The sequence below is a fragment of the Gammaproteobacteria bacterium genome, assembly GCA_029882975.1.
Taxonomy (GTDB): Bacteria; Pseudomonadota; Gammaproteobacteria; order SZUA-152; family SZUA-152; genus JAJDNG01.
The window spans coordinates 81,627-108,005 of record JAOUJW010000009.1 but is presented as its reverse complement, the minus strand read 5'-3'; the positions used below and the strand labels follow the sequence as shown (position 1 = coordinate 108,005).

The 26,379-nt window shown below is 47.8% G+C and carries 23 protein-coding genes and 1 tRNA gene; 15 read left to right on the top strand and 9 right to left on the bottom strand.

Annotation, left to right across the window (positions count from 1 at the left end; translation table 11 throughout):
* Positions 1 to 117: 117 nt before the first annotated feature.
* From rpoD to OEY58_08935, 3 genes are all read left to right on the top strand, one after another.
* Positions 118 to 1,971 carry an RNA polymerase sigma factor RpoD gene (rpoD, locus tag OEY58_08945; protein ID MDH5325573.1) on the top strand — a complete coding sequence of 618 codons (1,854 nt, stop codon included), beginning with the start codon at positions 118 to 120 and terminating at the stop codon, positions 1,969 to 1,971.
* Between the two features lie 135 nt (positions 1,972 to 2,106).
* A tRNA-Ile gene (locus OEY58_08940) sits at positions 2,107 to 2,180 on the top strand.
* Positions 2,181 to 2,620: 440 nt separating this feature from the next.
* Positions 2,621 to 2,893 (top strand): contact-dependent growth inhibition system immunity protein, encoded by a 273-nt coding sequence (locus tag OEY58_08935; GenBank protein MDH5325572.1) that lies wholly within the window; start codon positions 2,621 to 2,623, stop codon positions 2,891 to 2,893.
* A 78-nt stretch (positions 2,894 to 2,971) separates the two neighbouring features.
* On the opposite strand, the gene OEY58_08930 is transcribed toward OEY58_08935, so the two are convergent.
* The 4 genes from OEY58_08930 to OEY58_08915 form a co-directional block, all read right to left on the bottom strand.
* Positions 2,972 to 3,748 (bottom strand): hypothetical protein, encoded by a 777-nt coding sequence (locus OEY58_08930; protein MDH5325571.1) that lies wholly within the window; start codon positions 3,746 to 3,748, stop codon positions 2,972 to 2,974.
* Positions 3,749 to 4,318: 570 nt separating this feature from the next.
* Positions 4,319 to 5,017 carry an RES family NAD+ phosphorylase gene (locus tag OEY58_08925; protein ID MDH5325570.1) on the bottom strand — a complete coding sequence of 233 codons (699 nt, stop codon included), beginning with the start codon at positions 5,015 to 5,017 and terminating at the stop codon, positions 4,319 to 4,321.
* Positions 5,014 to 5,403, bottom strand: coding sequence for an MbcA/ParS/Xre antitoxin family protein (locus OEY58_08920; GenBank protein MDH5325569.1), 390 nt, complete (start codon positions 5,401 to 5,403; stop codon positions 5,014 to 5,016). The genes OEY58_08925 and OEY58_08920 overlap by 4 nt, the downstream gene beginning before the upstream one ends.
* A gap of 382 nt (positions 5,404 to 5,785) precedes the next feature.
* Positions 5,786 to 6,382, bottom strand: coding sequence for a hypothetical protein (locus OEY58_08915; protein ID MDH5325568.1), 597 nt, complete (start codon positions 6,380 to 6,382; stop codon positions 5,786 to 5,788).
* Between the two features lie 297 nt (positions 6,383 to 6,679).
* Between OEY58_08915 and OEY58_08910 the strand changes: the two genes are divergently transcribed.
* The 4 genes from OEY58_08910 to OEY58_08895 all read left to right on the top strand — a co-directional run bounded on the left by OEY58_08910 (position 6,680) and on the right by OEY58_08895 (position 11,800).
* The gene (locus OEY58_08910; GenBank protein ID MDH5325567.1) at positions 6,680 to 8,110 is read left to right on the top strand and encodes a YdgA family protein; all 1,431 of its coding nucleotides are present in this window, start codon (positions 6,680 to 6,682) and stop codon (positions 8,108 to 8,110) included.
* A gap of 386 nt (positions 8,111 to 8,496) precedes the next feature.
* Positions 8,497 to 10,818 carry a filamentous hemagglutinin N-terminal domain-containing protein gene (locus OEY58_08905; GenBank protein MDH5325566.1) on the top strand — a complete coding sequence of 774 codons (2,322 nt, stop codon included), beginning with the start codon at positions 8,497 to 8,499 and terminating at the stop codon, positions 10,816 to 10,818.
* A 26-nt stretch (positions 10,819 to 10,844) separates the two neighbouring features.
* A complete protein-coding gene (locus OEY58_08900; protein MDH5325565.1) occupies positions 10,845 to 11,171 on the top strand; it encodes a hypothetical protein in 327 nt (108 codons plus the stop codon).
* 146 nt (positions 11,172 to 11,317) lie between these two features.
* A complete protein-coding gene (locus OEY58_08895; protein MDH5325564.1) occupies positions 11,318 to 11,800 on the top strand; it encodes a heme-binding protein in 483 nt (160 codons plus the stop codon).
* An 81-nt stretch (positions 11,801 to 11,881) separates the two neighbouring features.
* On the opposite strand, the gene OEY58_08890 is transcribed toward OEY58_08895, so the two are convergent.
* Complete coding sequence (locus OEY58_08890) at positions 11,882 to 12,478, bottom strand: GNAT family N-acetyltransferase (protein ID MDH5325563.1); 597 nt, start codon at positions 12,476 to 12,478, stop codon at positions 11,882 to 11,884.
* A 180-nt stretch (positions 12,479 to 12,658) separates the two neighbouring features.
* On the opposite strand from OEY58_08890, the gene OEY58_08885 reads away from it, so the two are divergent.
* From OEY58_08885 to OEY58_08870, 4 genes are all read left to right on the top strand, one after another.
* The gene (locus OEY58_08885) at positions 12,659 to 14,269 is read left to right on the top strand and encodes a HAMP domain-containing histidine kinase (protein MDH5325562.1); all 1,611 of its coding nucleotides are present in this window, start codon (positions 12,659 to 12,661) and stop codon (positions 14,267 to 14,269) included.
* 171 nt (positions 14,270 to 14,440) lie between these two features.
* Complete coding sequence (sohB, locus tag OEY58_08880; protein ID MDH5325561.1) at positions 14,441 to 15,439, top strand: protease SohB; 999 nt, start codon at positions 14,441 to 14,443, stop codon at positions 15,437 to 15,439.
* Between the two features lie 137 nt (positions 15,440 to 15,576).
* Positions 15,577 to 16,509 carry an ABC transporter ATP-binding protein gene (locus OEY58_08875; GenBank protein ID MDH5325560.1) on the top strand — a complete coding sequence of 311 codons (933 nt, stop codon included), beginning with the start codon at positions 15,577 to 15,579 and terminating at the stop codon, positions 16,507 to 16,509.
* Complete coding sequence (locus OEY58_08870) at positions 16,506 to 17,267, top strand: ABC transporter permease (GenBank protein ID MDH5325559.1); 762 nt, start codon at positions 16,506 to 16,508, stop codon at positions 17,265 to 17,267. Before OEY58_08875 ends, OEY58_08870 begins: the two co-directional genes overlap by 4 nt.
* Positions 17,268 to 17,303: 36 nt before the next feature.
* On the opposite strand, the gene OEY58_08865 is transcribed toward OEY58_08870, so the two are convergent.
* Positions 17,304 to 18,014: a hypothetical protein gene (locus OEY58_08865; GenBank protein MDH5325558.1), complete on the bottom strand. Its 711-nt coding sequence runs from the start codon at positions 18,012 to 18,014 to the stop codon at positions 17,304 to 17,306.
* 129 nt (positions 18,015 to 18,143) lie between these two features.
* On the bottom strand, positions 18,144 to 18,839 hold the full coding sequence (locus tag OEY58_08860) for a DUF523 domain-containing protein (GenBank protein MDH5325557.1): 696 nt from the start codon (positions 18,837 to 18,839) through the stop codon (positions 18,144 to 18,146).
* Positions 18,840 to 18,939: 100 nt separating this feature from the next.
* Here OEY58_08860 and OEY58_08855 point away from each other — a divergent pair, with 100 nt between their 5' ends.
* The gene (locus tag OEY58_08855) at positions 18,940 to 20,481 is read left to right on the top strand and encodes a cation:proton antiporter (GenBank protein MDH5325556.1); all 1,542 of its coding nucleotides are present in this window, start codon (positions 18,940 to 18,942) and stop codon (positions 20,479 to 20,481) included.
* 100 nt (positions 20,482 to 20,581) lie between these two features.
* The gene (locus tag OEY58_08850; GenBank protein ID MDH5325555.1) at positions 20,582 to 21,370 is read left to right on the top strand and encodes a hypothetical protein; all 789 of its coding nucleotides are present in this window, start codon (positions 20,582 to 20,584) and stop codon (positions 21,368 to 21,370) included.
* A gap of 104 nt (positions 21,371 to 21,474) precedes the next feature.
* On the opposite strand, the gene OEY58_08845 is transcribed toward OEY58_08850, so the two are convergent.
* Positions 21,475 to 23,901: a PAS domain-containing protein gene (locus tag OEY58_08845; protein MDH5325554.1), complete on the bottom strand. Its 2,427-nt coding sequence runs from the start codon at positions 23,899 to 23,901 to the stop codon at positions 21,475 to 21,477.
* A gap of 149 nt (positions 23,902 to 24,050) precedes the next feature.
* Between OEY58_08845 and OEY58_08840 the strand changes: the two genes are divergently transcribed.
* On the top strand, positions 24,051 to 24,629 hold the full coding sequence (locus OEY58_08840; protein ID MDH5325553.1) for an ACP phosphodiesterase: 579 nt from the start codon (positions 24,051 to 24,053) through the stop codon (positions 24,627 to 24,629).
* A gap of 190 nt (positions 24,630 to 24,819) precedes the next feature.
* On the top strand, positions 24,820 to 25,407 hold the full coding sequence (locus OEY58_08835; protein ID MDH5325552.1) for a hypothetical protein: 588 nt from the start codon (positions 24,820 to 24,822) through the stop codon (positions 25,405 to 25,407).
* A gap of 3 nt (positions 25,408 to 25,410) precedes the next feature.
* On the opposite strand, the gene OEY58_08830 is transcribed toward OEY58_08835, so the two are convergent.
* On the bottom strand, positions 25,411 to 26,334 hold the full coding sequence (locus OEY58_08830; protein ID MDH5325551.1) for a LysR substrate-binding domain-containing protein: 924 nt from the start codon (positions 26,332 to 26,334) through the stop codon (positions 25,411 to 25,413).
* Positions 26,335 to 26,379: the final 45 nt, after the last annotated feature.

The following is a 26,379-nucleotide window of genomic DNA, read 5'->3' as shown; positions in this document are numbered from 1 at the left end:
CATTGAATGTTTTGCACGATTTAGAGTCGAACATTAATGTTAGGTCAATGAGTGCGGTTTGTTGTATACTTTGCGGCTATTTTTTTATGCGATTGAGATATATAGACACCTATGAGTATGAATGTAGAGCAGCAGTCACAGCTTAAGCTATTGATCGCAAAGGGAAAAGAACAAGGTTACCTTACTTATCGTGAGGTTAACGATCACTTGCCCAACGATATTGTGGACCCATCACAAATCGAAGATATCATTAGCATGATCAATGATATGGGCATTGCTGTACACGAAATAGCCCCGGATGCTGACAGTATCGTACTGTCAGAAAGCAGTGTTACTGCCGATGAAGACGTGGCCGAAGAGGCTGCTGCCGCTCTGGCTAATGTCGACAGCGAATTTGGTCGCACCACCGACCCCGTGCGCATGTACATGCGAGAAATGGGGACTGTAGAGCTGCTGACCCGTGAGGGTGAAATCGAAATTGCAAAACGTATCGAAGACGGTGTTAACCAGGTGTTTAACGCCTTGGGTCGCTATCCCGGCAGTTTGATCTCCCTGATGCATGCGTTTGACAAAATCGATCAGGAAGAACTGCGTCTGGCCGACGTAATCGCCGGATTTCGAGACCTGGAAGACGATATGATACCGCCTCCGGTAGTCGTAGACGTTACTGCGGACGTTGCTGATGACAGTGACGACGATGACGATGACGATGATGACGATACCGCATCACCAGTGGATGTGGGACCGGACCCGGAAGAGTGCGCCAAGCGCATCGGCCAGGTTCGCAAGCTCTACGCCAAATATGCCAAACAATTGGCTGACTCCGGTCGCGATAAAAAAGCGGAAAAGACCTATGCCGAGCTGCGTGAAGTATTTGAGCAGTTCAAACTGGTACCCAAGCTGACCGATCGCCTGGTGGGCAATATGCGCGACATCGTTAATCGCGTGCGGGTGCAGGAAAAAGTCATTATGGAACTGTGCGTGAAAAAAGCCAGTATGCCCCGCAAAGACTTTATTACCTCCTTCCCGGACAATGAAACCGACCTGCAATGGCTGCAAAACCAAATCGGTGAAGGCAAAAGCTATTCTGCCAATTTGGAACAGCACAAAGACGAAATCCTGCGGGCGCAGAAAAAATTATTGATACTGGAAGACGAAAGCGGAATCACCATTGGTGAAATCAAAGACATCAACCGCCGCATGTCTATCGGTGAGGCCAAAGCCCGCCGCGCCAAAAAGGAAATGGTGGAAGCCAACCTGCGTTTGGTGATTTCCATCGCCAAAAAATACACCAATCGCGGCCTGCAATTCCTGGATCTGATCCAGGAAGGCAACATCGGCTTAATGAAAGCCGTCGACAAATTCGAATACCGCCGCGGTTACAAGTTCTCTACCTATGCCACTTGGTGGATACGTCAGGCCATCACCCGGTCCATCGCCGACCAGGCCCGTACCATCCGTATTCCCGTGCATATGATTGAGACCATTAATAAGCTCAATCGCATTTCCCGGCAAATGCTCCAGGAAATGGGGCGCGAAGCCACCCCGGAAGAGTTGGCTGCACGCATGGACATGCCCGAAGACAAAGTGCGTAAAGTGCTGAAAATCGCCAAAGAGCCCATTTCCATGGAAACCCCCATCGGTGATGATGAAGACTCACGCCTGGGCGATTTTATCGAAGACCAGAACCTGCTCTCGCCGGTGAACTCCGCCACCTTCGAAGGCCTGCGCGAAGCCACCCTGGAGGTACTGGACAGTCTCACGGCACGCGAAGCCAAGGTATTGCGCATGCGTTTCGGTATCGACATGAACACCGACCACACTCTGGAAGAAGTGGGCAAACAATTCGACGTCACCCGTGAGCGTATTCGTCAGATCGAAGCCAAGGCTCTGCGCAAACTGCGCCACCCCAGCCGCTCCGATCCCCTGCGCAGCTTCATCGACACCGATGATATGGGCAATAATAGCTAAAGCCCAGGTTGATAAAACAAACTACCAAACCCGCCAATCGGCGGGTTTTTTTGTGGCATTCCTGCTATCGAAATTCTTCATTCATAAACGATTTCGCTGGAATTACCCGCGAAACCTGATAAAATGCGCGGTTCCGGGCCTGTAGCTCAGTTGGTTAGAGCAGGGGACTCATAATCCCTTGGTCGTAGGTTCAAGTCCTACCGGGCCCATTGAATACGACATACAGGTGCCGCGAAGCACAAGGATGTGCGAGAGCGGCCATTGTACAAGGATGTACAGGTGCCGCGAAGCACAAGGATGTGCGAGAGCGGCCATTGTACAAGGATGTACAGGTGCCGCGAAGCACAAGGATGTGCGAGAGCGGCCACCAAACCCTTTCTAGAATTTTATCCTTCAAACGATACTAAGCTTTTTGCTCAGTTGTTCGGTTCGAATTTATTTGCACCAGGAGCGGTTGCCGAGATGTACTTATGCCGCGAGCACAAGGATGTGCGAGAGCGGCCATTGCACATGGATGTACAGGTGCCGCGAAGCACAAGGATGTGCGAGAGCGGCCATCAATATTTTCTGTTTATAAATTTTCCTGCCTTAATTCGAAAGTGTTTCGGACGAAGATATATCTCCTCCCTATTCCTTAACAGAGAAAGTGATGAATAGCTACCAGAACCTGGATAACCTGATTTTCAGCTACTTCAATCAAGACTTTGATCTTGGTGGAGACAGTATAGAGGAAATAGTAAAAGGATTTAATTCCAGTCACACAGAGGAGCAGCGTAATCAAGTGAGGCAAGAAATACAGGCTTTTATGGCTGGTGATAATGTTGAAAGTGTGTTCGAAGAGAAATACGGATTCGATGTAGATCCGGCTCTTTGGGGGCATACTGCTAAGAGTTTCTTGGAAAAACTACTTGCATTAATTTAGGGCTGACAATTCACCTGTTTAAATCGGTTTGCATACGTGATTGGTATTTAACAACTCCTTCTCAAATATTCGCGTACCTTAAGGCAACTTCGGTAACAACGAATTACATTTTTCCAAGACTTTGTTGTGAGTGAGGTTGGGTTGATTGCTTTGGGTCAACGCGACGCATTGTTCGTAGGCGGTGTATTTGTTGGGTTTTCCAAAGCCAAATAGTGCGAGTACGGCGATGGAAACGCTGATAACGGATACGGCGATAGTTACGAACTTCCAGCGTTCGTTCACAATGACGCGGTTTAAGTCGTCACGGCTGTTTTCGAAGGTTTCTATGGTTTCTTTTAAGGAGCGGTAGGTTTCGTAAAATTTTTGGTATAGCTCGTCTTTGTTTTCTTCGGCGTGACGTTGTTCCAGCAATTGGTAGGCCTTTTTTACGGTAGCCACTTTTTCTTCGTAGTTGCTAAAGTGCGGTTGCAAGTTCAAGCGGCGGTAGTCTTCGCGGAAGTTTTTGTAGACACGAAACAGGTATAAGAGGCCGGCTTCGGAGGCGTCGTAGATGGCGCGTTTGCAGTGTTTTTTGGCTTTACCCAATTCGTCGGTGGATTGGTGGGTGTCTCGGGTGTTGAGCGATTTTAATACGTGATGACCGGCGTATCGGAGTTCGTTAATTGCAGGTACTACCAGGCCTTCGCCAATGTGTTCGATTTCTTTGATTTTGTCTTCGGCTTCCTTATACAGTTTGCCGATCTCTCTAATAGCCGGATCTACAGCGCGCCTTGTCAGTAAGTCTTCGGTGTTGATGGGGGTGTGCGTGGTATGGTTTGAGGTGTCTCCAGTGGAGCCTCTATGGTTGTCGTTCATTACGTGATCCGGAAACAGGTGTGTTATTTTTATTGTCGACTTGTTTTTTGTTCAGCTGCCTTTGCTGGGCTTCGCTTAAACAGCGCTTCACTTAAACAGCGCTTCACTTAAACAGCGTTTCACTTAAACAGCGTTTCACTTAAACAGCGTTTCACTTAAACAGTAAAGATTTTATTGAGAGTATATGCTCTCTTTCGCTGTCAATTTCGTTTTGGGTTTTATACCAGCCCCTCGATAAACTTAGGTTGCCTCGGGCTTGTCTGGCGGCGATGTTTTTTTGGTCATCTAAAGACCGCATTAAGACGGCCTCTTTGTCGAGCGGCGAAACGTTGCTTTCTGCTTTACTGTCTGTTTTGTTACGCATATTCATTTGCCTCGCCGGTGATGAGCCGGCTCTATTCTCCTTAATGCGGCCAAAGGTTGACGAATGCTACTGTTACCACGACACATAGATTTCGTAAACTTATTTATAGTGTACGTTAAATTATCACGAACACAACTGCAAAACGATTAGACAATATCCTGGAACGCATTATGCGAACAAAAAACGTACAAATTGGCGGGTTCGGATTACGCGGGTAGCCCCAAAGAACGCAGCTCCAAAACATCGACAATATTTTTCCCGTCCCAATGAAACGCCAGGTGAGGTCCTTGGTGGACGTTGCCGAGGGCAGGCGGGCGAAAAGCGGCGACGCATTCTCCGCTTGCGTCGCGCACGCTATGGTATAACAGGCCCCAGCTACCGGCTTGGCGCAAGGTTGCGGCGAGTTGTTGTGGCGGGCCGTACTGACTGGGGTCGGGGTTGAAGTACTCGGGGTGCAGTGTCTCTTGGTCTCTTAAATCATGATAGGGCTTTTTATTGAGCCGACCGATATAGACACGCATAACAAATGAGGTGGGCGGGTCGTTGGACTCTTTGGCCCATCGTGCCACATGAAAAACCGTTTCGGCAATTGCGGTTTGCCGTTGGTTGGCGGCGTAGTAGACACCGTACTCGCCGTTGGAGAAACGGCTACCGCTGGGGTTGAGGTGAGTGAAAGCCGCCATGATGGGTGTGGTGCCCTGGCCCGATAATCGGTCTTCGGGTTTTACCAATGTTATGGCGCCCATTTGATCACGAAGCCGGGGGTTAGTGAGGGATTCCACGTAGAAAATAGCCTCAAGATCTTCAGGCTTGGCGACTTTGTCGAATATACCAATGGGTGGGAATCGGCTGCTAATGATTCGAAATGCTTTGGGCCAGAAGGTTTCGCTAATCCGTGGGGTCAAACCATACCCCGTCTGGCATCCAGGTGTTGGCGAATCACATAGAGGTCGGCCACTTGTCCGCTGAGCAGTCGTTGCAGTGGTTTTTGTCCGTTGAATAATGGGTTCTCATTGTTGCGGCATAGCCAGCCGTCGGCTATGCCTTCGTCGCTATAGAGCAAGCGTAGGGCTTTATAGATACCGAAAATATAAGACATTCTCTCCAGTTTGTCGGAATCAACGTTGGCACTATTGGGTTGTTTCTTCCAACGGAAATAAGTGCTCTCGGGTACCCCCAGTAAGGATTGGCCTTCGGCCGGGGACAATTGCCATTGCTCCAGTATGTTAAAGAAGGTCCGCAAGGCTGCCGGGCCAACATTGGCCGGTATTTGCTTGGTTTGCGGGTGCATTCACAGACTCCCATATTAGTGGATTGCTATCATATAAGAGTATCGCTGGATGAGCAAAATCTGCCAATCAATAGTACTTATGTGGCATAGAGTCGGGTTGATAAGCTTGATTAAAATATAACAAAAACAAACAGATACATTTTTTGAATATTTGAATAACCGCGGTGATTTGGTACTTGTTTCTACGCGAGGTAATGTCGGGTAGATGTCTGCACCCAAATTACCGACTTATTAATAAACAATTCAGTCGGGGGGGAGTAATGTCTGTCGCACGCTTTTTTATTTCGGCAAGTGTACTGCTTGGGGGGCTGTTGTATTAGAAACTGTGAATTTTTACCGGACTTAAAGGCCGCTGAGTTACTATACTATCATATGGTTTACCCTAGAGGTGTTCCAGCTGCAGCTGGAAAGTATTTTCGAATTCTTCCAGTTTGCTTTCATAATAAGCAGAAACGAAAATATCCAGTTCCTTGGCGTCAAAAGCCAATACCACAATGCCTTTTTGCACAATAAAACTCATCCCGTCGAAATTGTATGGTGTCACGTTCCACTGTTGTTGAAGTTGTAGCAGTAGGGAATGATTGTCTGAGGTGCCGCAATAGGGAAACCCACCCATGCTGGTTTGAAAATACATCATGCGTGTTAGAAATTCCTGCAGCTGTGTCTCCGGGTGCCACTCGTAACCGTTTTCACAAGACAGGTATTGGAGAACCAGTGGATCGGGTTCGGTTGAGTTGCAATCAAACGCCCAATAGGCAACACTCTGGTTCTCATGCATGAATACCCAGCGTTGATCCTGTTGTGTCAGTGCTTTGGGCGGGTATAGTTCATTGTGAGCCATATTGAACGCCATTTTCCCAACTTGATGATAGTATGTTGCCAGTGCGTGCGGAATATGGTCGGGAATCTCGTTTACAGCGTAGCCTTTAATGGTGTCGGCCGGATAACCCAGCTGTTTTACTGTGTCGATGTAGTTCATGTTTCCAGTATAGCCCGGCCTATGAGAGTAGGTCCTTGTTCTTCCTTTTTGTTAAGGTGGCGTATTATTTGCACAGATTTTGAGCTTTTGCTTTTAAACTAAGATTTTGTTGCTATTCTTAATGGCAATATTTCACATCAATTTGCTCGGTACTTACGATACTATTTGAGCCGCGCCAGGCCCTGGCATAAACAGCAAACTATTTTTCTTATGCTGTTGGATTTTCTTGCCGGTTTATCACGGATATAGCACCGCGCATGGCGTAGCAGTCAACACACTTTAAAACCGGAGATAGAAATGAAAAAAATAGTAATTGGCTCAGGAGCTGCCATTTTGGTGTTGGTGGCCGGGCAAGTATTAGTGGCGGGTCAAATGGCAGAAGGACAACTCAATGCTGCCCATGAAGCAATAGACAAACACCCTTTGCTGTCGGTTATGGACAGCAGCTACAAAAAAGGTTTGTTTGGAGGAGAAGCTACAACCAAAATAAAACTCAATGATCCAACCACTCCCGTAGAGTTCACTCTACAGCACCAGGTGAACACCATGCCGGTGTTCACGTTGAACAATGGCAGTACTGCGACCGGTGTTGCTCATGTGCGTACAAAATTACTTATCGAAGACGAAAATGCCAAAAACACTGTGGACAAGTTTTTCGGAGGCCAAGAGCCCAGCATCGATACCGTAGTGGGATATGCCAGCAGCGTGAAAATGTATTTGAATGTTCCTAAGGCCGATTTCCAGGATGAACGTGAAGTGACCGATCCCTTAGGCAATACAGTCAAACAAATGACGTCAGTGTCGTTCTCCGGTATGAACGGAGATATGGATGTTTCATCAGACGGCAAACAAATTTCCGGTTTGGTCAGTATGCCATTGCTGATGGTAAAAGAGAGCTCCGCTCGAGGGGATGAAACCCAATTCAAATTGGAGAACATCAGCAGCGATTTCAATTTGCAGCAGTTTGCCGCCAATCTGTACTCCGGCGACGGCAGTGTGAAAATTGCTGTTATCGACATCGGTAATGCCATGGTCCCGGTGACATTGACGAATAACAAGATGACCTACAAGGTGACGGATAACAATAAAGAAACCTTTGATTATGAGTTCAGCACCAGCATAGAGAAAATATCTTCCTCCAGTGGCGCACCCTTGCCCATTAATAACCTGGATGCAAAATTTTCCATGCGTAATTTGGACGTTAAAGCATTTGTGGACTATGGAAAAGTACTGGAAGAGCAATCCAAACAAGGCGCGCAACCGGATATTGCACTTATGATGGGTCAACTCATGGGAGTGGCTGACCAACTCCTGAAACGCAACATCAATCTGGGCCAGGCGGTAAAGGTCGGGACTGAGCAAGGTGATGGTAATATTGACATTAATGTGGACTTCAAAGCTTTGGATGCGGATATGAGCATGCAAACTATGAATATGCCTGTTGATCTGCTCAGCCGGACTTCTGCTGACGTTAAGGTCAATATTCCCAAGTTTTTGCTCGCGATGACGCCGCTGGGGCAGCAAGTGCCCCAGTTTATCCAGGCCGGATACGTGAAAGAGCAAGGTAATAACTATACGGCCCATGCCGAGTTTAAAGATTCCAGGTTAACGCTTAATGGCACCGAATTGCCTTTACCCTTTGGGCCGCCCATGGGTGGGGCGCAGCCGTCAATGGGCGGTGACTCGCAAGACCCCGCAGCCGCTTCCATGGAGCAAGCTCCGCAATAATCACGCCCGGCTTCAACCCGAAGCACGTGTATCATCGTGCTTCGGGATTTTCCTTTCCGTTTTGCCGTCGACATCTTGGTATTTAACCCTTGCGTGATGGGTTGCGAGGCAGGCATAACTGTATACGCAACGAGGGGATTATTTGCTACTTGGTTAAATGTTATCCATTATCCTGCAGTAGTGTAAAAACTATCGACGTTTTGTTTCTTTTCTTCGCTTTACCCAATGACATTTGAGCCTGCTTGTTTAAATAACTTTCTTAGTGCTTGTCTATGCTGGTAAACTCGCTGTGAACGATTAAATAAGTATTACCCTTTCGAATCTTTCTGACATAACATCACACGCGTCCCTGTCGCAAAGGGTAAGAATTTGTTATGGAGTGCTCGATGAAAAAGAGTTTCACGATACTGGCCATTCCCGTGTTATTGAATAACCTTGCTTATGCCGAAGTTGTGCGCGATGGCAGTACCGGTGCTGCACCCGCAGGTGCTATTTTGGCTGAGCAGCATCCGGATACGGGAGTGATGACATATGATATCCGCTCAGAGTTGGGCACTATTTCCGGGCAGAATCTGTTTCATAGCTTCGGTAGCTTCAATGTAGAACAAAATCACACCGCTCATTTTTCTCATACCGGTAATGAAAGTATTGGCAACGTAATTACAAGAGTTACCGGCGGTAGTCCATCGGAAATTTTCGGCCGAATTCAAAGTTCAATTGAGGGAGCGGATTTTTATTTGCTGAATTCCGCCGGCGTGTTGTTTGGTGAAGGTGCATCGCTGGATATCAATGGTTCTTTTTATGTGAGCACGGCGGATTATTTGCGCTTTGAAGACGGTGTGCAAATGAACGTTGCCGCTGCCAGTTCGGGGTTGGATTTGAGCGTGGCGGCACCGGCAAGCTTTGGATTTACATCCAGTGCCCCGGCGGCAGTGGAGTTACGCGGTGCCCAGTTGGATGCCGGTGCCCATGATGTCACCATTGTCGCCGGTAATGTCACCATGACCGCATTGGAGGATGGCCAGGCGGCGGCGATACGCTCTAGCGGCGGTGCGGTGCAAATTGCTGCGGTAGGCACGCTAACCTCGGAGCTTGAAGTGGGTACTCAAATTCAATCCTTAGATACAGTGCTTAGTCACTCGGAAACGGCATTGGGGGATATTGAACTGGATTCAGGTGCTACGCTGGATGTTAGTGCCGCGACCGGCGGTAAGGTGGTGATTCGAGGGGGACGTTTAACGGTGACGGATTCGGAAATCGCTGCTGACAACCAAAGCTTTTTTTCCGGCAAGGGTGGCGGGATTGATATTAAGTTGGGCCAGGAAGTCAGCATCAGTAATAGCGAAATTCATGCAGGTTCCTCGGGTATTGGCGATGCAGGAGATATAGATATAGAGGCCGAGCAAGTCACATTGGCTCATTCTGCCCTAATTCATTCGATTGCATTCGGCAAAGCAGCGAATGTTGATATCAAGGCGGGTACCGTGAATATCGAAGGCAGCGATACACCGTGGCAGCCCACCGGTGTTTTAGTCGCGGGTAGTAGCGGTGGGAATGTCGATATACAGGCCGACAGTTTTAATATGGAAGGCGGTTACATTCTCAGTCAGATGGTTGGTGCAGCTTCTGAATCCGGGAATATTTCTATAACCGCAAGGACTAATCTGACCGTCAAAAACGGGAGCGCAGTTTCTACCGATATCGTATTTGGTGAAGGCAGGGGCGGTGATATTACTTTACACGGTAAGAATGTAGAAATTAGTGGCGCCTCTTTATCCAGGCCTTATAGCGCAACCACTATAAATACTTCCTCACAATCACTTAGCGGGCAGGCTGGAGACCTGACGATAACGGCTGATGAGAGTATAAAAATCAGCGGTGGAGCTGTGGTGAAGTCTGACCGAGTATCCTCGGGTGGCAAAGTTGGCGATGTTACTATCGAAGCTCCTGTCGTCGAAATCCGTGGCTATAGTGAAGATACTTTCAAGTATTGGCAGGAAAGGGGGTATGATGAGGATGATGCGTTTAGTATTGCGCGCACCAAGGTTCTGGTCAGTAATCAGCTGGCAAACGCACCAGACGCAAGTGCAACGCAGAGTAAGGGCAATATTATCATTAGCGCTAAAGACTTCTATCTCACCGACGGCGCTGCGCTGCTGGGACTGAACGATTACGTAGAAAACCCGGGCGATATTTCGATTAGTGCCTCCAGGATGGTCTATATCAAAGACGGGTTCATCAGTGCTGATGCCAATCCAGGTTTTGCCAATGGTGGTAATGTTTTCGTGGATGCGCAGTTGTTGTTTTTGCTGGGTGGGGCCATAAAAACCAATGCGGACGAGGGTGCGGGCGGGGATATTGTTTTAAAAGCGCAAACCGTGATTCAGTCTCCGGATATGGTCTTGGATGCGTCGTCCAACTTATCTGTGGATGGAGTCATTTCTATTCAAGCACATAATTTGAATTCAGCAATTGAAAACATTCCCGGTCACTATTTGGCCTTAAAACCTTTTGCTAAGAATGAATGTAATCTTGGGGTGCAGGAAAACAGTTTCGTCCATGCAGACTATTTGTTGCCAGGGATGGAAGATCGATTTGTGTATGTAGCGTATGAGAAAGGTGTAAGTAGTAAAGTGAATGCAAAGCGGGAAAGCGATTCGTTGGATGTATTAGCAGATCTGGAATTGACGTGTTCTAAACAATCGTAGTTTTTATAAGGGGAGGAAACTATCTTATGCCTAGCTGTGTAATGAGTTTTTGTGAATTGATTCAAAGCCTGGATCAAGTGTCTTCGTTCCGAAAGTATTGGCTTTGTCTCACCGGGCCGTTAATGGATGAGATATTACGGAGCCGGTTGATGTGTTGTGTTATTGATGCGCAGTTTGTTAATTTGGGGCAACCGGGCTTTGAGGCAAAATATGTTTGCACAGACCCGGCCGATTGGAGGGAACATAATCCAGCCATAGCGCAACATTGCGAAACAGCGGTTCCCGGAGATTGCGTGCGGACCTTGGACGAAAATGGATTGGATACCGTTGTGCCACCCTCCTGGAGAACATAAGCGGTTTAGCCTCGTAGTGAGCTGTCACAAGTCCTGCCTTCAAGCCCCCGGCCATTGTGGCAGGGGCTTGGTTCGAGTATTGTTTCTTGTATTTTTTTAAAATAGAGATAAGAATATTGGTCGTAAACACTATTGCGGAGCAGAATATGAGAGCCATAGTCCTAATTTTTTTCAGTGTATTTTGTAGCAGTCTGTGGGCCAGTGATGACCCTTTGGTTATATCAACCAAGCGATTGACCATGGAATCGTCTCTAAAAATGGCGCGTGCTGCTATCCAAAGTTGCCGCAAAAAGGGCATCCAGGTCGGAGTTACCGTGGTGGATCGTAACGGTCAGTCTCAAGTGATGTTGCGGGATGTGTTGGCGCCTTTTTTGACGGTGGAAGTGAGTATGAAAAAAGCCAATACTTCCGCCATGTTTATGGCTGCCACCTCTGCAATGGAGCGCCAAGGCAGCAGCTCTTTGGCTCATATGGATAATTTGATGTTTGGTGCCGGTGGCTTACCGATTCAAGCAGGAGGAGAAATGTACGGTGCAATCGGTGTCAGTGGAGCGCCAGACGGCAAATTGGATGAGGAATGCGCTCAGGCCGGAATCGACGCTATTAAAGAAGATTTGGAAATGATGTAGTTAGGGAACCTCTGATTAATTATTGCTCTTGATCCCTCGTCCAGGAATTAATCAGAGGTTCCTTAGATGTAGCTACATCAATTAGCTGCAAGGCTTTAACCAAAAAGTCATGGGTTTTGGGGTCTGGGTGTCCTCATCCAGATCCTGCCATGTGAAGGTGGTGTGCAATTCCGGGTGTTTGTGATAACCGCGGTGGTTCCAAAAGCGGTCCAAGGGTTCATAATTCTGCGGACACCTGGGATGGCTCGAGGACCGCTGGACCGCACAAAAGGCATACCATTGAAACTCCCCCAGTCGGCGCGCATGGGCTTCTCTTTGTTCAAAAAATCGCACTCCAATGCCTTGACCGCGATACTCCTGTAGCAACACCGATTCTCCCAGGTAAAACACCTGAACCGGGTCAATTTGGTGGTCGAGAAAGGGCTGCTGAACTTCCTGCGGTTCGTGTTGCAATGGCACCGCTGTGGATGCGCCTATAACCTTGTCTTCGTCAAATGCGATTGCAATGACACTGTCCGGGCTTTCGGTATAAGTGCTCAAGTATTTTTGCTCATATTCCATGTCGCCATCGTACAAATAGGGAAACTCACGAAATACTGTAATACGCAATCGTGCTACCTCGGGAAGGTGGCGTTGCACGTCACTACCGCTAAAAACCTTTACGATGGGAGTTTTCATGGTATGCCCTGAAGTTATTGAAACTTGAATTTTGGCGTAGTGCGAGCGCCAACGCAAAGCCGGTTTTTGTAGAAGACGGGACTGGCGAATTATTCAATAAGTATATAATTCAATAAGATGCACTACCATTGTCGAAAAAAAGGAATTAAAGAAATCCCTGCTCAATCCGAAATCCTTTTTATGAAACAAGTGTTTAACAAATCGTCCTTACTCCGGAACTATCTGGTTTTCGTACTGATTTTGATGACACTGATCGCCGGAATGCTGGCATGGGTTGGTGGTGTCCGCCAGATGGCTTTTGAGCAAAAACACTATGAGTTGGGGCGGGAGGCGATTCAGGGTGTGCGCCAGCAAGCGGCTCTGTATATCTCTGAAAAAAGGCGTATGGTTGAGGCTATTTCACATAGTCATGCAGACGCCATACGTGGCTTGTTCGGCCACCCGGATAACGACACACTACATCAATACCTGGACGAAGCTCTCGGTAGGCACTTTCGGGATTACTTTGCTTTTTCAGTGGCAGATAGTTTGGGCGTGCCCCGTTTTGAAGACTTCGACGGTTTGATATCGGAGTTGTGCTTGACCGATATCAAAACTTTTTCCTCTACCAAGACACAATACCAACCTTATATTCATCCTAACGCCGAAGGTTATCACTTTGACATTATGGTGCGCTTCGTAATGGAGGACGAAGGGGAAAAAACGGTTGAGGGTATTTTCTTCGTTAGTTTTTTAGCGGCTGTGTTGGGCGATATTATCAATAATATTCAGGGGCCTGATCAGAAAATAATGTTGGTATTACCACTGGAACGGGATCTCATTGAAGTGGTGGCGACAGGTGCGCGCAACCAATGGGAACGGGAGGATTACCGTCTGTCTCCGGAGGAAGCGGGCCTCATTTCCTCACGCCTGGATGTTCCAGGTACGCGTTGGCAAGTTGTGGATTTCCGTAATCCGGTATTGTTTGAAAATCACCGTAAAGCGCTGATCTGGGAATCAGGGGCAATTTTTCTGGCATTTATGCTGATTGCCCTGTTTTTATTACACCGCCTAAAAAGAACAGAAGACCGGCGACAGCAGGCCGAGCGGCAGAAACAGGTTTTAATGAGCTATGTGGGGCATGAGTTTCGTACACCCGTGGCGGTAGTGAAAAGTGCTTTGGATTTGGTGTTAGACGGTGACGCCGGGCAGATCAATGATGTCGTGCGCAAATATATCAATGTTGCTATCAGCAGTACCGAAAGCCTGTTGGTATTGGTTGATGATTTTATGGATATTCAAAAAATCGAAACCGGGAACCTGCGTCTTAACAAGCAGGAGCATCGACTGAGCCAAATTATTGAATCGGCGGTGAACAAAAATGCACTTTTCGCGAAGCAATTTTCGGCTCGCTATACCTTAAAAAAACCTATGCCAGATGACAAAGTATTTTGTGACGCACATCGAATTGAGCAGGTACTCAACAACATATTGAGTAATGCAGCCAAATACGGTGGTGCGGTGGATACCATCAGAGTGGGGCTGTGCCGTCGTGAAGACCTTTTGCGGGTGTCGGTTAGTGACCATGGCTCAGGAATTCAAAAAGAATTTCAAACCAGAGTGTTTGAAAAATTTACTATGGCACGAGAAGGTCGGCGTGACGGTAAAGTGGGCAGCTCAGGTCTGGGGTTGAGTATCGCGAAAGCGATTGTGGAAATGCATGGAGGCAACATCGGATTTAGCACCCATACAAACGCAGGTTCGCCTACAGGGACTACTTTTTGGGTGGAGTTACCAATTTTACAGCAATAAAAACCACTCTGGTTGGCAAGTGCTGGACGCCGGCCGGGATATTTCATAGAATCAGTCGGCATTGATTCTCCAATAATTCTTCCATTCGCCGAACTACAATAGAAACACAGCCAAAACAAAATCAACATAAAACCAACACTCCACTAACAAAACAAAGACGACGACGCCCTCATGACAGAATTTTTCTATGAATATGGACTATTTTTTGCAAAAACCACCACTTTGGTGGTTGCCATTATCGCGGTGGTCTTATTTGTAGTGGTTATTGCCTCCCGCAAACAGCACCAGAAAGAATTCATCGAAGTAAAAAAAATCAACGAGAAGTACGAGAATATGGCATTGGCCATGCAATCCAACATGCTATATAAGGATGGCTTAAAAAAATATCTAAAACAGGAAAAAGATAAACATAAAGACGCACAGAAGGAAGCCAAGGGAGGGGGTCGCAATAAGCGCATCTATGTCTTGAATTTTCACGGCGACATTCGAGCCTCGGCGGTGGCATCGTTACGCGAGGAAATCACTGCGGTGCTAACGGTGGCTGAGGAAAAAGATGAGGTGTTTGTGCGCCTGGAGAGCGGTGGAGGCATGGTACACAGTTATGGGCTGGCTGCATCGCAGCTTATGCGCTTGCGCGAAAAAAACATCCCGCTAACCGTCTCGGTGGATAAAGTGGCAGCCAGTGGCGGTTATATGATGGCCTGTGTGGGTAACCGGATTATCGCCGCACCGTTCGCCATTCTTGGTTCCATTGGTGTGATTGCTCAGGTTCCCAATTTCAATCGGGTATTGAAAAAGCACGACATTGATTATGATCAATTCACTGCCGGCGAATTTAAACGTACGGTCACTGTGTTTGGAGAAAACACGGACGAGGCCAAAGCCAAGTTTCGAGAGGAAATCGAAGATATTCACGTATTGTTCAAGGACTTTATTGTCCATAATCGTCCCGAAGTGGATATCGCCAAAGTCTCCACAGGTGAAAGTTGGCCAGGTACACGGGCGCTGGAGCGCAAGTTAGTGGATGAGCTTAAAACCAGTGACGATTATTTGCTGGAGCAAAGTAAAGACGCCGATTTATTTGAAATCAGCTTTGTCAGTAGAAAATCGCTATCCGAGAAAATGGGTTTTCAAATGCAAAAGTTGTTGGACAAGTGGCAATTTGGTTGATTCCTCCCGGCGGATCCATGTTTCCCAAACAAGACAAAGTTGTAATACTTTGTTACAAAACAGTTGGGGAATTTGTCTGGTAGGTGTGTTATATAACGTTTTCTAACCCTGTAAATCCACTAAGGAACACGCGCTCATTGAATCCATCTGAACCCATAGTTTCCATTTCCAGTCTGAGTAAAACATACGATACCGGTTATCAAGCCCTGAAAAATATTGATTTGGATATTTTCCAGGGAGAAATTCTGGCGCTGCTGGGGCCCAACGGTGCAGGGAAAACCACGCTGATCTCAATTATCTGCGGCATTGTCAATCCCAGTTCCGGTTCGGTCACCGTTGATGGATACGACATCATAAAGGACTATCGTATGAGCCGATCTCTGATCGGTTTGGTACCGCAAGAACTCACCTTGGGTGCGTTTGATACGGTGTGGAATTCTTTGAGTTTTAGCCGAGGCTTGTTTGGGAAAAAGCCCGATGCACAGCACTTGGAGCGTACTCTCAAAGATCTGGCGTTGTGGGATAAAAGAAATAATATGTTAATGGAGCTGTCCGGTGGGATGAAGCGCCGGGTTCTGATCGGGAAAGCGCTGGCGCATGAACCTAGAATATTGTTTCTGGACGAACCCACCGCTGGTGTGGATGTAGAGCTGCGCAAAGATATGTGGGCTTTGGTAAGGCGACTGCGGGAGTCCGGAGTGACCATCATCCTCACTACGCACTACATTGAAGAAGCCGAAGCTATTGCTGACCGGGTGGGTGTTATCAACCAGGGTGAGCTTTTATTGGTAGAGGAAAAAGAAGCATTGATGCACAAACTGGGTAAACGCCAGTTGATCCTGCAATTGGAGACTGAGGTGGTGCAGCTGCCTGTGGAACTTAGTCAGTGGAATTTGGAGCCTGGTAAAGATGCCTGTCACTGGGTCTATACCTATGATCCACGCAAGCAGGATACGGGCATCGATGCGCTGCTGCGAGCAGTGGCGCAGACTCCATTAACCATTAAAGACGTGTTCAGCACCAAGACTTCGTTGGAGGAAATTTTTGTGAATTTGGTGAAGCAGTCATGAATTTGTACGCCATTCGCGTAATCTACAAGTTTGAGATGCTACGAGCCTGGGAAACCCTATTGCAGACTTTCGTTTCACCGGTTATCTCTACTGTGCTTTATTTTGTAGTGTTCGGCTCAGCGATTGGTACCCGCATTGAGGCCATAGAAGGAGTTTCCTATGGGGCATTTATTGTCCCTGGATTGATAATGTTGGTGCTTTTGAGCCAAAGTACGGCTAACGCCTCTTTTGGAATATTTTTCCCTAAGTTTACCGGGAGCATCTATGAGGTGTTATCCGCCCCAGTATCCTTTTTTGAGGTTTTACTGGGCTATGTAGGCGCGGCAGCAAGTAAGTCAATGATTATTGGGTTAATTATCCTGGGTACGGCAGGTTTTTTTGTACCGCTGGAAATCGCTCACCCGGTTTGGATGGTGGGGTTTTTGGTGCTGACTTGCATCACTTTTGCGTTGTTTGGTTTTATCATCGGCCTGTGGGCTACGAATTTCGAGAAACTGCAATTAATCCCCATGTTGGTCATTACACCTTTGGTTTTCCTTGGTGGGAGTTTTTACTCCATCAATATGTTGCCACCTTTTTGGCAGACGGTAAGTTTGTTTAATCCGGTGGTGTATTTGATCAGTGGATTTCGCTGGAGTTTTTTTGAAGTGGCGGATGTGGATGTGGGAATCAGTCTGGCTATGGTTTTGGTGTTCTTGGGAGCCTGTTTATTGTTGGTTTGGTGGATGTTTAAAACCGGATATCGGCTTAGACAATAAAATAATCGCCATGCACTACTGCATGGCGATCAGCTCTTAGGGGGCAGGAATAGCGGCTGAATTGTCAGCCACTTGCTGTTGTTTATAGTCAAAGTAAATATACAAAATCTCGGGGCTTTGTGGGTTCTTCCCTTTTTTGATCAAATAAGCTTTTGCATATTTCGGCCCGTAAGGTCCACTTTCCACCAGTTCCATTTGATACAGTCCGTCCAGGTTAAAGCAGGGGTCGTAAAAATAGCGCTTGTGATTCCCGGCGATGGCCAATTTATTGGACATGGTCTGTTCCAGGACCTTGCGCATCATTTGCAATTGTTTTTTGAATTTGTTTGGGTCAAGCTTTTCGCTTTGTTTTTGCACTTCGCCCGTATCGGAATTTACGAAGGCGTAGTCCACCAGCCGGCCATTTTCATACAGACTTTGCCAGTAACCATTGAGACGATTCAGGTGAGTGCTGACCAATTGACCTTGCAGATCGAAACGGTAGGTGGTCCCTACACAGCTTCCGGACCCAGTGTCATTCAGCTCGTTTTTAGCCTTATTGAATATCGAACTGCTGACTTCGGCTAGATTGTGTTTAATGATTAGCTCGGAGTCAACGTATTCCAGCGTGTTGAATCCTGCGTGTTCCACGGCGTGAGCAGATGCACTAAACACCATCGTTATCGCTATCGCCAATGCTACGGCGATGCCGCTGTGTAATCCGGATTTTGGCGATTTTCCCGGAAAAAACCTGACCAACAACCTCATATTCGGTCCTCGCTGTTACACCAGTTAAGCCCTGTATCGGGCCGGATCAAAATTCTTAAAGGGTTGGGGGCGAATAAAAATCGAAAAATAATACCCATGGAACTGTGGGAATGTTAGAGAAATATGAAATTATTCCGGTGCCAGTGCGTCCATAAGCCGTTGCAAATACACAGCCCGGACAGATGTTAATGTTTCTCCGGTGGCTTGCTCAACTAAAGTGTTTAGCTGTGTCCGGTGTAGCTCATTCAAAGGCAGTTGCTTTGTATAGTCACTGTGAAATTGTCTCAATGTGCCCAGGTCGATGGGTTCGCTCTGGTGCCAGCGATATAGTGTCTGTACGCGAAGCGTGAAGTTCTCCAAGATGTCGCGATTTTGCAGGCTCACTTCGGTGGTAACGGGTATCCACGGGTAGGTTTGTTTAAAAGCAGCCGCATACCGGCCGGCGCTTTGTCCTACAGGATCCGGCTTGCCCATTTGGTACACCGGTACTTGCCAGGGCCCGCAACTGGGGGAGCCTTTTTTAAATATATAACCATCTATCTTCGAGAGCTTTTGCAGCGACACCCGCGCATATTGGTCCATTGCGTCGGTAAAGTCGTAGTAGTCCGGATTACGCAGCAACCGCAAGGTTTGTTTGTATTGATACAAGCCGATGGTAGGTCGTGGGGAGCCCATCCCCAGTCCCACCTCCGGGCATTGAGGGATAAATTCCATTTGCGAGGCTAAAATATCTGTGACGATGCGGCAGTGTCTGTTGCTGCCATCATAACGCACGTTGTGACCCAGTAAACAACTGCTCACGGCAATAGATGGCCGGTTCGCCATAAAGTGCTCCCAGCCACTGGCTGTTGGTTGACTTTTAGTTGTGGAATTCGTGACACTGTATGAATCCACTGGATTATAAACTCACACTGGGAAGGTGCAAGTGTTCACGATATATATAGCCATTGCGTTCCTCATGGGATTGACAGCACGCTCCATCGGTCTGCCACCATTGGTAGGGTATTTGGTGGCCGGATTTGCTCTAAATGGATACGGGATATCCGGCAGCGACATGATCAAACACGTGGCGGAGACAGGGGTTTTGCTGTTGTTATTCAGCGTGGGCCTGAAACTGCGTTTGAAGAACGTGGCCAGGTCCGAGGTGTTGCTGGGCACCTTGTTGCATATGGTGGTTTTTTCAGCTTTCGTAAGTGTTTTGGTGTATTTCTCTGTGGGGAGCAGTTGGACCACTTCCGTAGTTATCGCCTTAGCGCTGAGTTTTTCCAGTACGGTTGTGGCAGCCAAAGTGTTGGAAGAAAAGCGTGAGCTGCGCGCCTTTCACGGTCGTGTTGCTATTGGTATTTTGATTATGCAGGATCTGGTGGCGGTGGCTTTTTTAAGTACCGCCAGTGGACAAATGCCCTCACCCTGGGCGTTGTTGATATTCGCCTTACCCTTGCTCCGTGGTCTTATTCATAAGTTGTTGGACTTAAGTGGTCACGACGATTTGATGCTCCTGTTTGGTTTGGTTTTGGCTTTAGTCGCAGGTGGAGCCGGGTTTCACGCGCTGGGTTTGAGTGCAGAATTGGGGGCCGTGGTTTTGGGGGTGTTGTTGGCCGGGCATGACCGGGCATCGGAGTTGTCCAACGCCTTGTGGGGGTTAAAAGAGATTTTCCTCATTGGCTTTTTTCTACAGATTGGTATGTCCGGCATCCCTACTTGGGAGACTTTTGGTTTCGGGCTGTTACTGTTGCTACTGCTGCCGGTGAAAATGGTTCTATTCTTTTTTGTGTTGCTGTCCTTTGGGGTAAGGGCGCGCACCGCGTTATTGGCAGGCTTAAGTTTGACCACTTTTAGTGAGTTTGGGTTGATCGCAGCCAACGTGGCGGTAGACAACGGCTGGCTGGGGAACGACTGGTTGGTGCTGTTGGCAGTGGTAGTGGCCCTGTCCTTTGTGGTGGCGGCTCCGGCTAATCGCTTAGCCCATACTCTATACGATCGCTACGCTTCGCTGCTTTGTCGATTTGAACTGGCTCGACGGCATCCGGATGATGTGCCCATATCCATTGGCAGCTCGAATCTGATGATTGTCGGGATGGGGCGTGTGGGTACAGGGGCTTATGATTTTCTCAACCAACGTCAAATGCGTGTCATCGGCCTGGACTCGGATCCGGGTAAGGTGGAGAAACATCGTAGTGCAGGACGTCGTGTCTTATATGCTGACGCAGAAGATTCGGACTTGTGGAGCAATATAAACCTCGATAGTGTGGAAGCTATCATGCTGGCGATGCCGGACGTCGCAGCTAACAGGGCCGCTGTTATTCAATTGCGTAAACGGGGCTACAAAGGACGGGTGAGCGCCACGGGCGTGTTTCCGGAGGATGTGGTCTCAGTGTTGGAGGCGGGCGCTGACGATGCGTATAACTATTTTGCAGAAGCGGGTGTCGGGTTTGCGGAACATGTATGGGAGTCTTTGGGAAAATAGGCGCAGGCGCTTCGGTTGCCTTTCCCGGGGATGCAGTTAAACTGTGATAACAGTTAATATCAGTCTATTAGGATAATGTTATGAAAGATAGGATAATGTTATGAAAGAGCAGCTTTGGTTGGTTGTGGGTGGAATTTTGTTGTGTGGTTTTGTTAGCGCAGGAAAGGCCGCGGAACTGTCCACAATAAAAGCCTATGGCGTATATGCGACCCAGGGCGGTGACTATGTTCGAGTCAAAAGTTTCAAACATTGGGATGTGTTTTATAGACACTTTGCTGAGATTCCGGTAATTCCGCCGGGAGACAAGCCGTTGGAGCTGTTGGTTTACCAAAAAGACCTGGATACCAACCGCATGGAGTTTGTATCGCATCCTTTTGATGTACCGGCCCGAAACAATCGGCTCAGCCCGGTGGTTACTCCTGTGGACGGGAAAAAGGACATGGTACGGGTCAGTTTCGAAGAGAAACCGGACCCTGCATCCTTGTTGGATGTGGCTCTGTATTGGGGTAGCAGCTTTCGTGGCATGGTCGCTTTGAGTGATCCTAAAGAGCAATTACTGCGTATTTACTCTGATGAGGATCAGAATGCGGTGGGTGTGTTGGATTCTTTGCAGGACATATTAAAAGCCTATCCCGGCAATGTACAATTTCAAGCTTTGGTGGACAAATGGACAGTGATCGCCAAAGTGCAAAAAGACGATGGCGATTTTAAATACGTGACCGATGCTTGGGATAAATACAAGAAAGCCGATAAGCCCGGTTCCAAACTGCATTGGTTGAAAAAAGCAAGGCAAGAAATCAACGGTTATAAACGTTCCCATCCCAAGGGTAAACACCTCAAGGAGGCTGACGCCATGGCGAAGGAAATAGACCGTAAATTGGAATTATAGGGCTTGTGCGCAAAGGGCTCTTATGCGCTGAGGGCTCTTACGCGCTGAGGGCTCTTACGCGCTGAGGGCTCTTACGCGCTGAGGGCTCTTTAGCTAAAGACTCACTACTCGCTAACGGTCTGCGGCAGCGGTTTCTCGGTTTTGGTCGGTGTTATCGTTGTTTCGTTTTCTAAAGCCGGTTGTAGAAACAGTCGAAATTTTGTGCCTTGGCCCAGTTGCGATTCCACAATGATGTGGTTGTCCTGCTGATGCAAAATGCCATGTACCATGGGTAAGCCCATGCCGCTGCCTTTTCCCATTTGTTTGGTGGAAAAAAACGGTTCAAATATATGTGTCAGGTTGTCCTCTGAGATTCCGTGACCATTGTCTTCTACACATATTTCCACAAAATCACCTCGGAACGGTTGTGCACAGCTACTGCATGTTCCCTCAATATAGGTTTTAGGTAGCAAGATCAAACGGATGTCTCCATGGGGTCCCAGAGCGTCTCTGGCGTTCAATATCAGATTGGTGACCACCTGGTGCAATTGTACCGGATCGCTTAACACGTGGCATTCCTGCTCTACTTGGGGTTTCAAAGCAATTCGGGATGGCAAGGTTGCGTGGAGCAGTTTGCAGATTTCCTTCAACAAACGCCCGGCGAGTACGGCTTTGCGATGACCCGGTGCAGCTCGGCCAAAAGTCAGCATCTGTTGGACCAGATTACGTCCCTGTTCTGCCGCTTTCAAAACTTCATTTAGATACTGGGCGGGTTTGCTTTGCGGATCCACATATAGTTCTTTGCACAAATCCGTATAACCCACTATAGTTGAGAGCATATTATTGAAATCATGAGCAATACCGGCAGCGAGTTGGCCGATGGATTCCATTTTTTGCGCCTGCTGCAGTTGTGTTTGCAGCCGGGATTGTTCATCTTCAGCCAGCTTTTGTTTATCAATATCTATGATTATACCCAGCATACGTTTTGTTTCGCCATTGTGTTGGATATTGGCGCGGCCACGGACCCAATGTAATTCACCTCCGGGGTGGATCAGTCGATAGGTTATATCCACATCCGTCGCGGTTTCCACGCACTGTAAAACAGCTTTTTGCAATATATCGACGTCGTCAGGATGTACTCTTTCTATATAGGCATCAAAACTGGGTGGGATGCTACGATCCAACCCCAGGATGGACCACATTTGGGTGGACCAAAGTACCTGGTTGGTCACTATATTCCATTCAAATGAGCCGATGTTGCCAAAGGTCTGGGAGATGTCAAAGCGTTGTTCGCTGTCCCTGAGCTCTTTCTCTATAAGCTTACGTTCGGTGACATCGTGAACATAACCGATGCTGCGTATGGGGTGACCTTGTGAATCGAAACTGGTTTCGCCGCGTTCATGCAGCCATTTTTCGCGCTTTCCCTCCAGGCACAAGCGATGCAGAACGGAATAGTCATTCCGGTCTTGCAGGGAATTGTCGTAAGCCTGTTGCACCAGCTCGCGGTCGTCGGGGTGTACCATTTGTAAAAACAATTCATAGGATGGTGTGGTGGTCTTTGGGTCTAACTCAAAAATTCGGTAGACTTCCTCGGACCAATGTAAACTCCCGTTGCGATAGTCCAAGATCCAACTACCCAGTTTAGCCAGACGTTGTGCGGCGGCCAGCATCTGTTCCCGTTCCCGTATCACGTGCTCGAACTCCGCGCGGCGTAACTCCAGGCTGGTACGTTTGGCGGCCAGCTTAAGCAAACTGTTTTCTGTTCCCGAGTGAATAAAGGGTTGCCCGCTTGTGGCGCATATAAGTCCGATTACCTTGTTGCTATTATCCAGTATGGCCTGCGCCATTAGAGCACTGGTTTGCCGGGTGAGTATGGGATCATCGGGGTACATGTGAGCGGCGTTGTTGACAAGCAAGCTCAGTTCCTTGTTAAGCAGATGAGCCGCAATGCTGTGTGGCAAAACGGGGGATAGTGTGCCGTTAGCTGGTGCAACATCCGGTGTTTGATCGAAGCTGCCGATTATTTGCGTTTGCGTATCTTGGGTTACAAATTGAGCTATTAGGCAAGATCGACAGTCCAGGCCGATGCAGATGGCTTTGGCTATGGCGTTAAAAGCATCATGGCTGGTATCGGCAGTGGCCATGCGCTCCATGGCGTCTCGCATCCGTTCCCGTTGGGTGACGTCCGTGCGCACAGAGATATACCGTATGGGTTTTTTGTGGTTATCCAGGATGGGAACTATGGTGGATTGTACCCAGTACGGTTGGCCGTCTTTGCGACGATTTTGAATCACGCCTTCCCAAGTTTTGCCTTGGGTTATCGTACGCCATAAATCTTGATAGAACCTGGTGTCATGGGCTTGAGAGCGGACCACATTATGATTTTTGCCCAATAATTCTTTTTTGGAATAACCGCTGACTTGGCAAAACAGTTCATTGACATAAATAATGGCGCCATCTTTGTCTGTCATGGAAATAATCGCATGCTGGTTGACGGCATGATTCAATATGGTTAAAAGGTTTAAGTCGCTGTTTATTTGGGATATATCCATAAATACACCCTATATAGGGAAAGGGGTTTTTATTGGGCCCATTGAGTATCGGAGCCGGGGCCAGGGAAACAGGTTAATATGAATACCATACACTGATTAAAAATAGAATAACACAGGACAGAAATGGGAATTACAAGGCAACCGGGATTGTGAATTTTTTGGCACATTTGTTTTTAGCGCAACCCAATCGCGATGAATTGCTGGGAAATCTCATGGGCGATTTTGTCAAAGGCAAAGCCGTGAAGGAATGCCCCATTTTGGTGCAAAAAGGTATATTTCAGCATCGTCAAATTGATAAATTCACCGATTCTCACCCCACTTTTTTACGCAGTCGTGGGCGTATCCAGCAGGCTCGTTACCGTTTTTCCGGGATACTGGTGGATATTTTCTATGATCATTTTTTGGCGATACATTGGGATGAATTCTCCCCTGTAGGATTTGAAGCTCAGCTACAGCATTGGATTGCCTTGCTGGATCAGGACTTGCCCTACCAAGTCCCGCAGCGTTTGCACCACACTCTACAGGCAATTATCCATGGGGGCATGCTCCAATCTTATCGTAGCCACGGAGGGATCGAATACGCCTTACAAAGAACTGCCGCAAGAATACGTTATAGAAACGATCTGGCCCAGGGTATCCATGATTTTCATCGCTGTTATGAAGCTCTGGAGGACGATTTTCAACAGTTTTTTCCTGAGCTGATCCGGTTTGTGGGTCAATTACAGTGACCACTTCGGTTTCATTCCCCTCGACGCCAACTGCCTGGATGACTGCGTTTAGATCAGCGCTAATGTGTATTCCAGGCAGTGTGAATATGTCACATTAGTTAGTATGTATTATTTACTCGTGAGCGCTACTAATGTTTTATATCATTCTGACTGAAGAATCGTTGGATCTTTACCTAAGGTGGATAAGGCAGTGGCTCAACATAATTTTTTTTGGTCCTGGTTTCAGGACAACCTGGGCAGAATAGAATCGCGACACGAAACCGATCGCGATGGCATCATGGGCGAAATACTGGAACAGCTGCATCGTTACAATGACAAATTGTTTTTTGAGATATCAGAGTCGGGACCACAAAGCGAATTGATTATCACTGCCGAGGGTGATGTGGAGCAATTTACCAGCGTCATCGAGTTGGTCGAGCGAGCTCCAAAATTACCGCATTGGAATTTCATCGCTTTTAAAACTGGAATTGGATTTGGTTTTTATACGCGTTTTGGTGGTGTTCACTACGATCCGGACGAAATGTGGTTTCTGCCCATATCCCATACGAGCGACGACTTGGGATTACGCATAGGTATTCCCAATTTTGAGGATGTGAACGCTGATGTATCCGAAGAGGCCATGTGGATGATATTGGAAACCGCTCTGGGAGAGTTAGAGTGTGCCAATAACATTGGTTACGTTGAGGTTGGGAGTTTGCCTCAGGAGCCCGACGAAATGGGGTATATAGAGTTGGTGGATTTAAAGGAATTTATCGAATGGTACAACGATCATCGGTAACAATCACCAGCTTGAGTCTTGCGGTAGAGCTTGCACGGTATTGGGTAACTGACTGAGTAGAATCTTACACAAAGCGTGCAAGGCTTCGCGTCTGGGGAAACTGCTGCGAAACGCCAGTGAAATGGTGCGAAACGCCTGGGGCAGTTCCAACTTACGGGCAATGACGCCACTGTCGGTGGTCCAGCTGCCGCGCATGGCTAAGGCCGGCACCAGAGTGCAACCAAATCCCGCGCCGACAAGTTGCAACAGGGTTTCCAGGCTGGAGGCACGCAAGTCCGCCATGTCTCCCGAGACATCCGTTTGACACAATTCCAGTGCCTGTTTGGCCAGGCAATGGCCTTCGGACAACAATAATAATTGGGTGTTTTTCAGGTCATCCAGGGTTATTTGTTCCTTATGGTAGAATTCGTGCTTGCTCGGATGAGCCAGCCAGAAGGGTTCTTTAAATAATTCGATTTGGGTTAAATCCGGTTCATTAACCAGGGTAGCTAACAACGCAGCATCAATTTCATGATTGCGTAACCGCTGTGTCAACACGTGAGTCATTTCTTCCGACAATACCAGTTTCAGTTGTGGATGCTTGTCTCTGAGTGGGATCAGTATCAACGGCATCATGTAAGGGCTGAGTGTGGGAATGGCACCAATGCGCAATGGTCCGGCCAGTGGATCTTGATGCGCCAGGGCCAGCTGAGAAATGGCGTCGGCCTGTTCCAGCATTAAGCGAGCGTGCTGTAGAATTTCCCCACCGATAGCCGTAATTTCAACCGAGCGATTGGTGCGTTCAAATATACAAACCCCGAGTTCTTGCTCCAGTTTTTTTATTTGTCCACTCAACGTGGGTTGGCTGACGAAACAACGGGCAGCGGCACGCCCAAAGTGTTTGGTTTCCGCAACGGCAATAACGTATCGCAAATCCTTTAAGTTCATGGTCATAGAGTAGACTACAGCCGATGCGGGAAACAAGTTTCTATT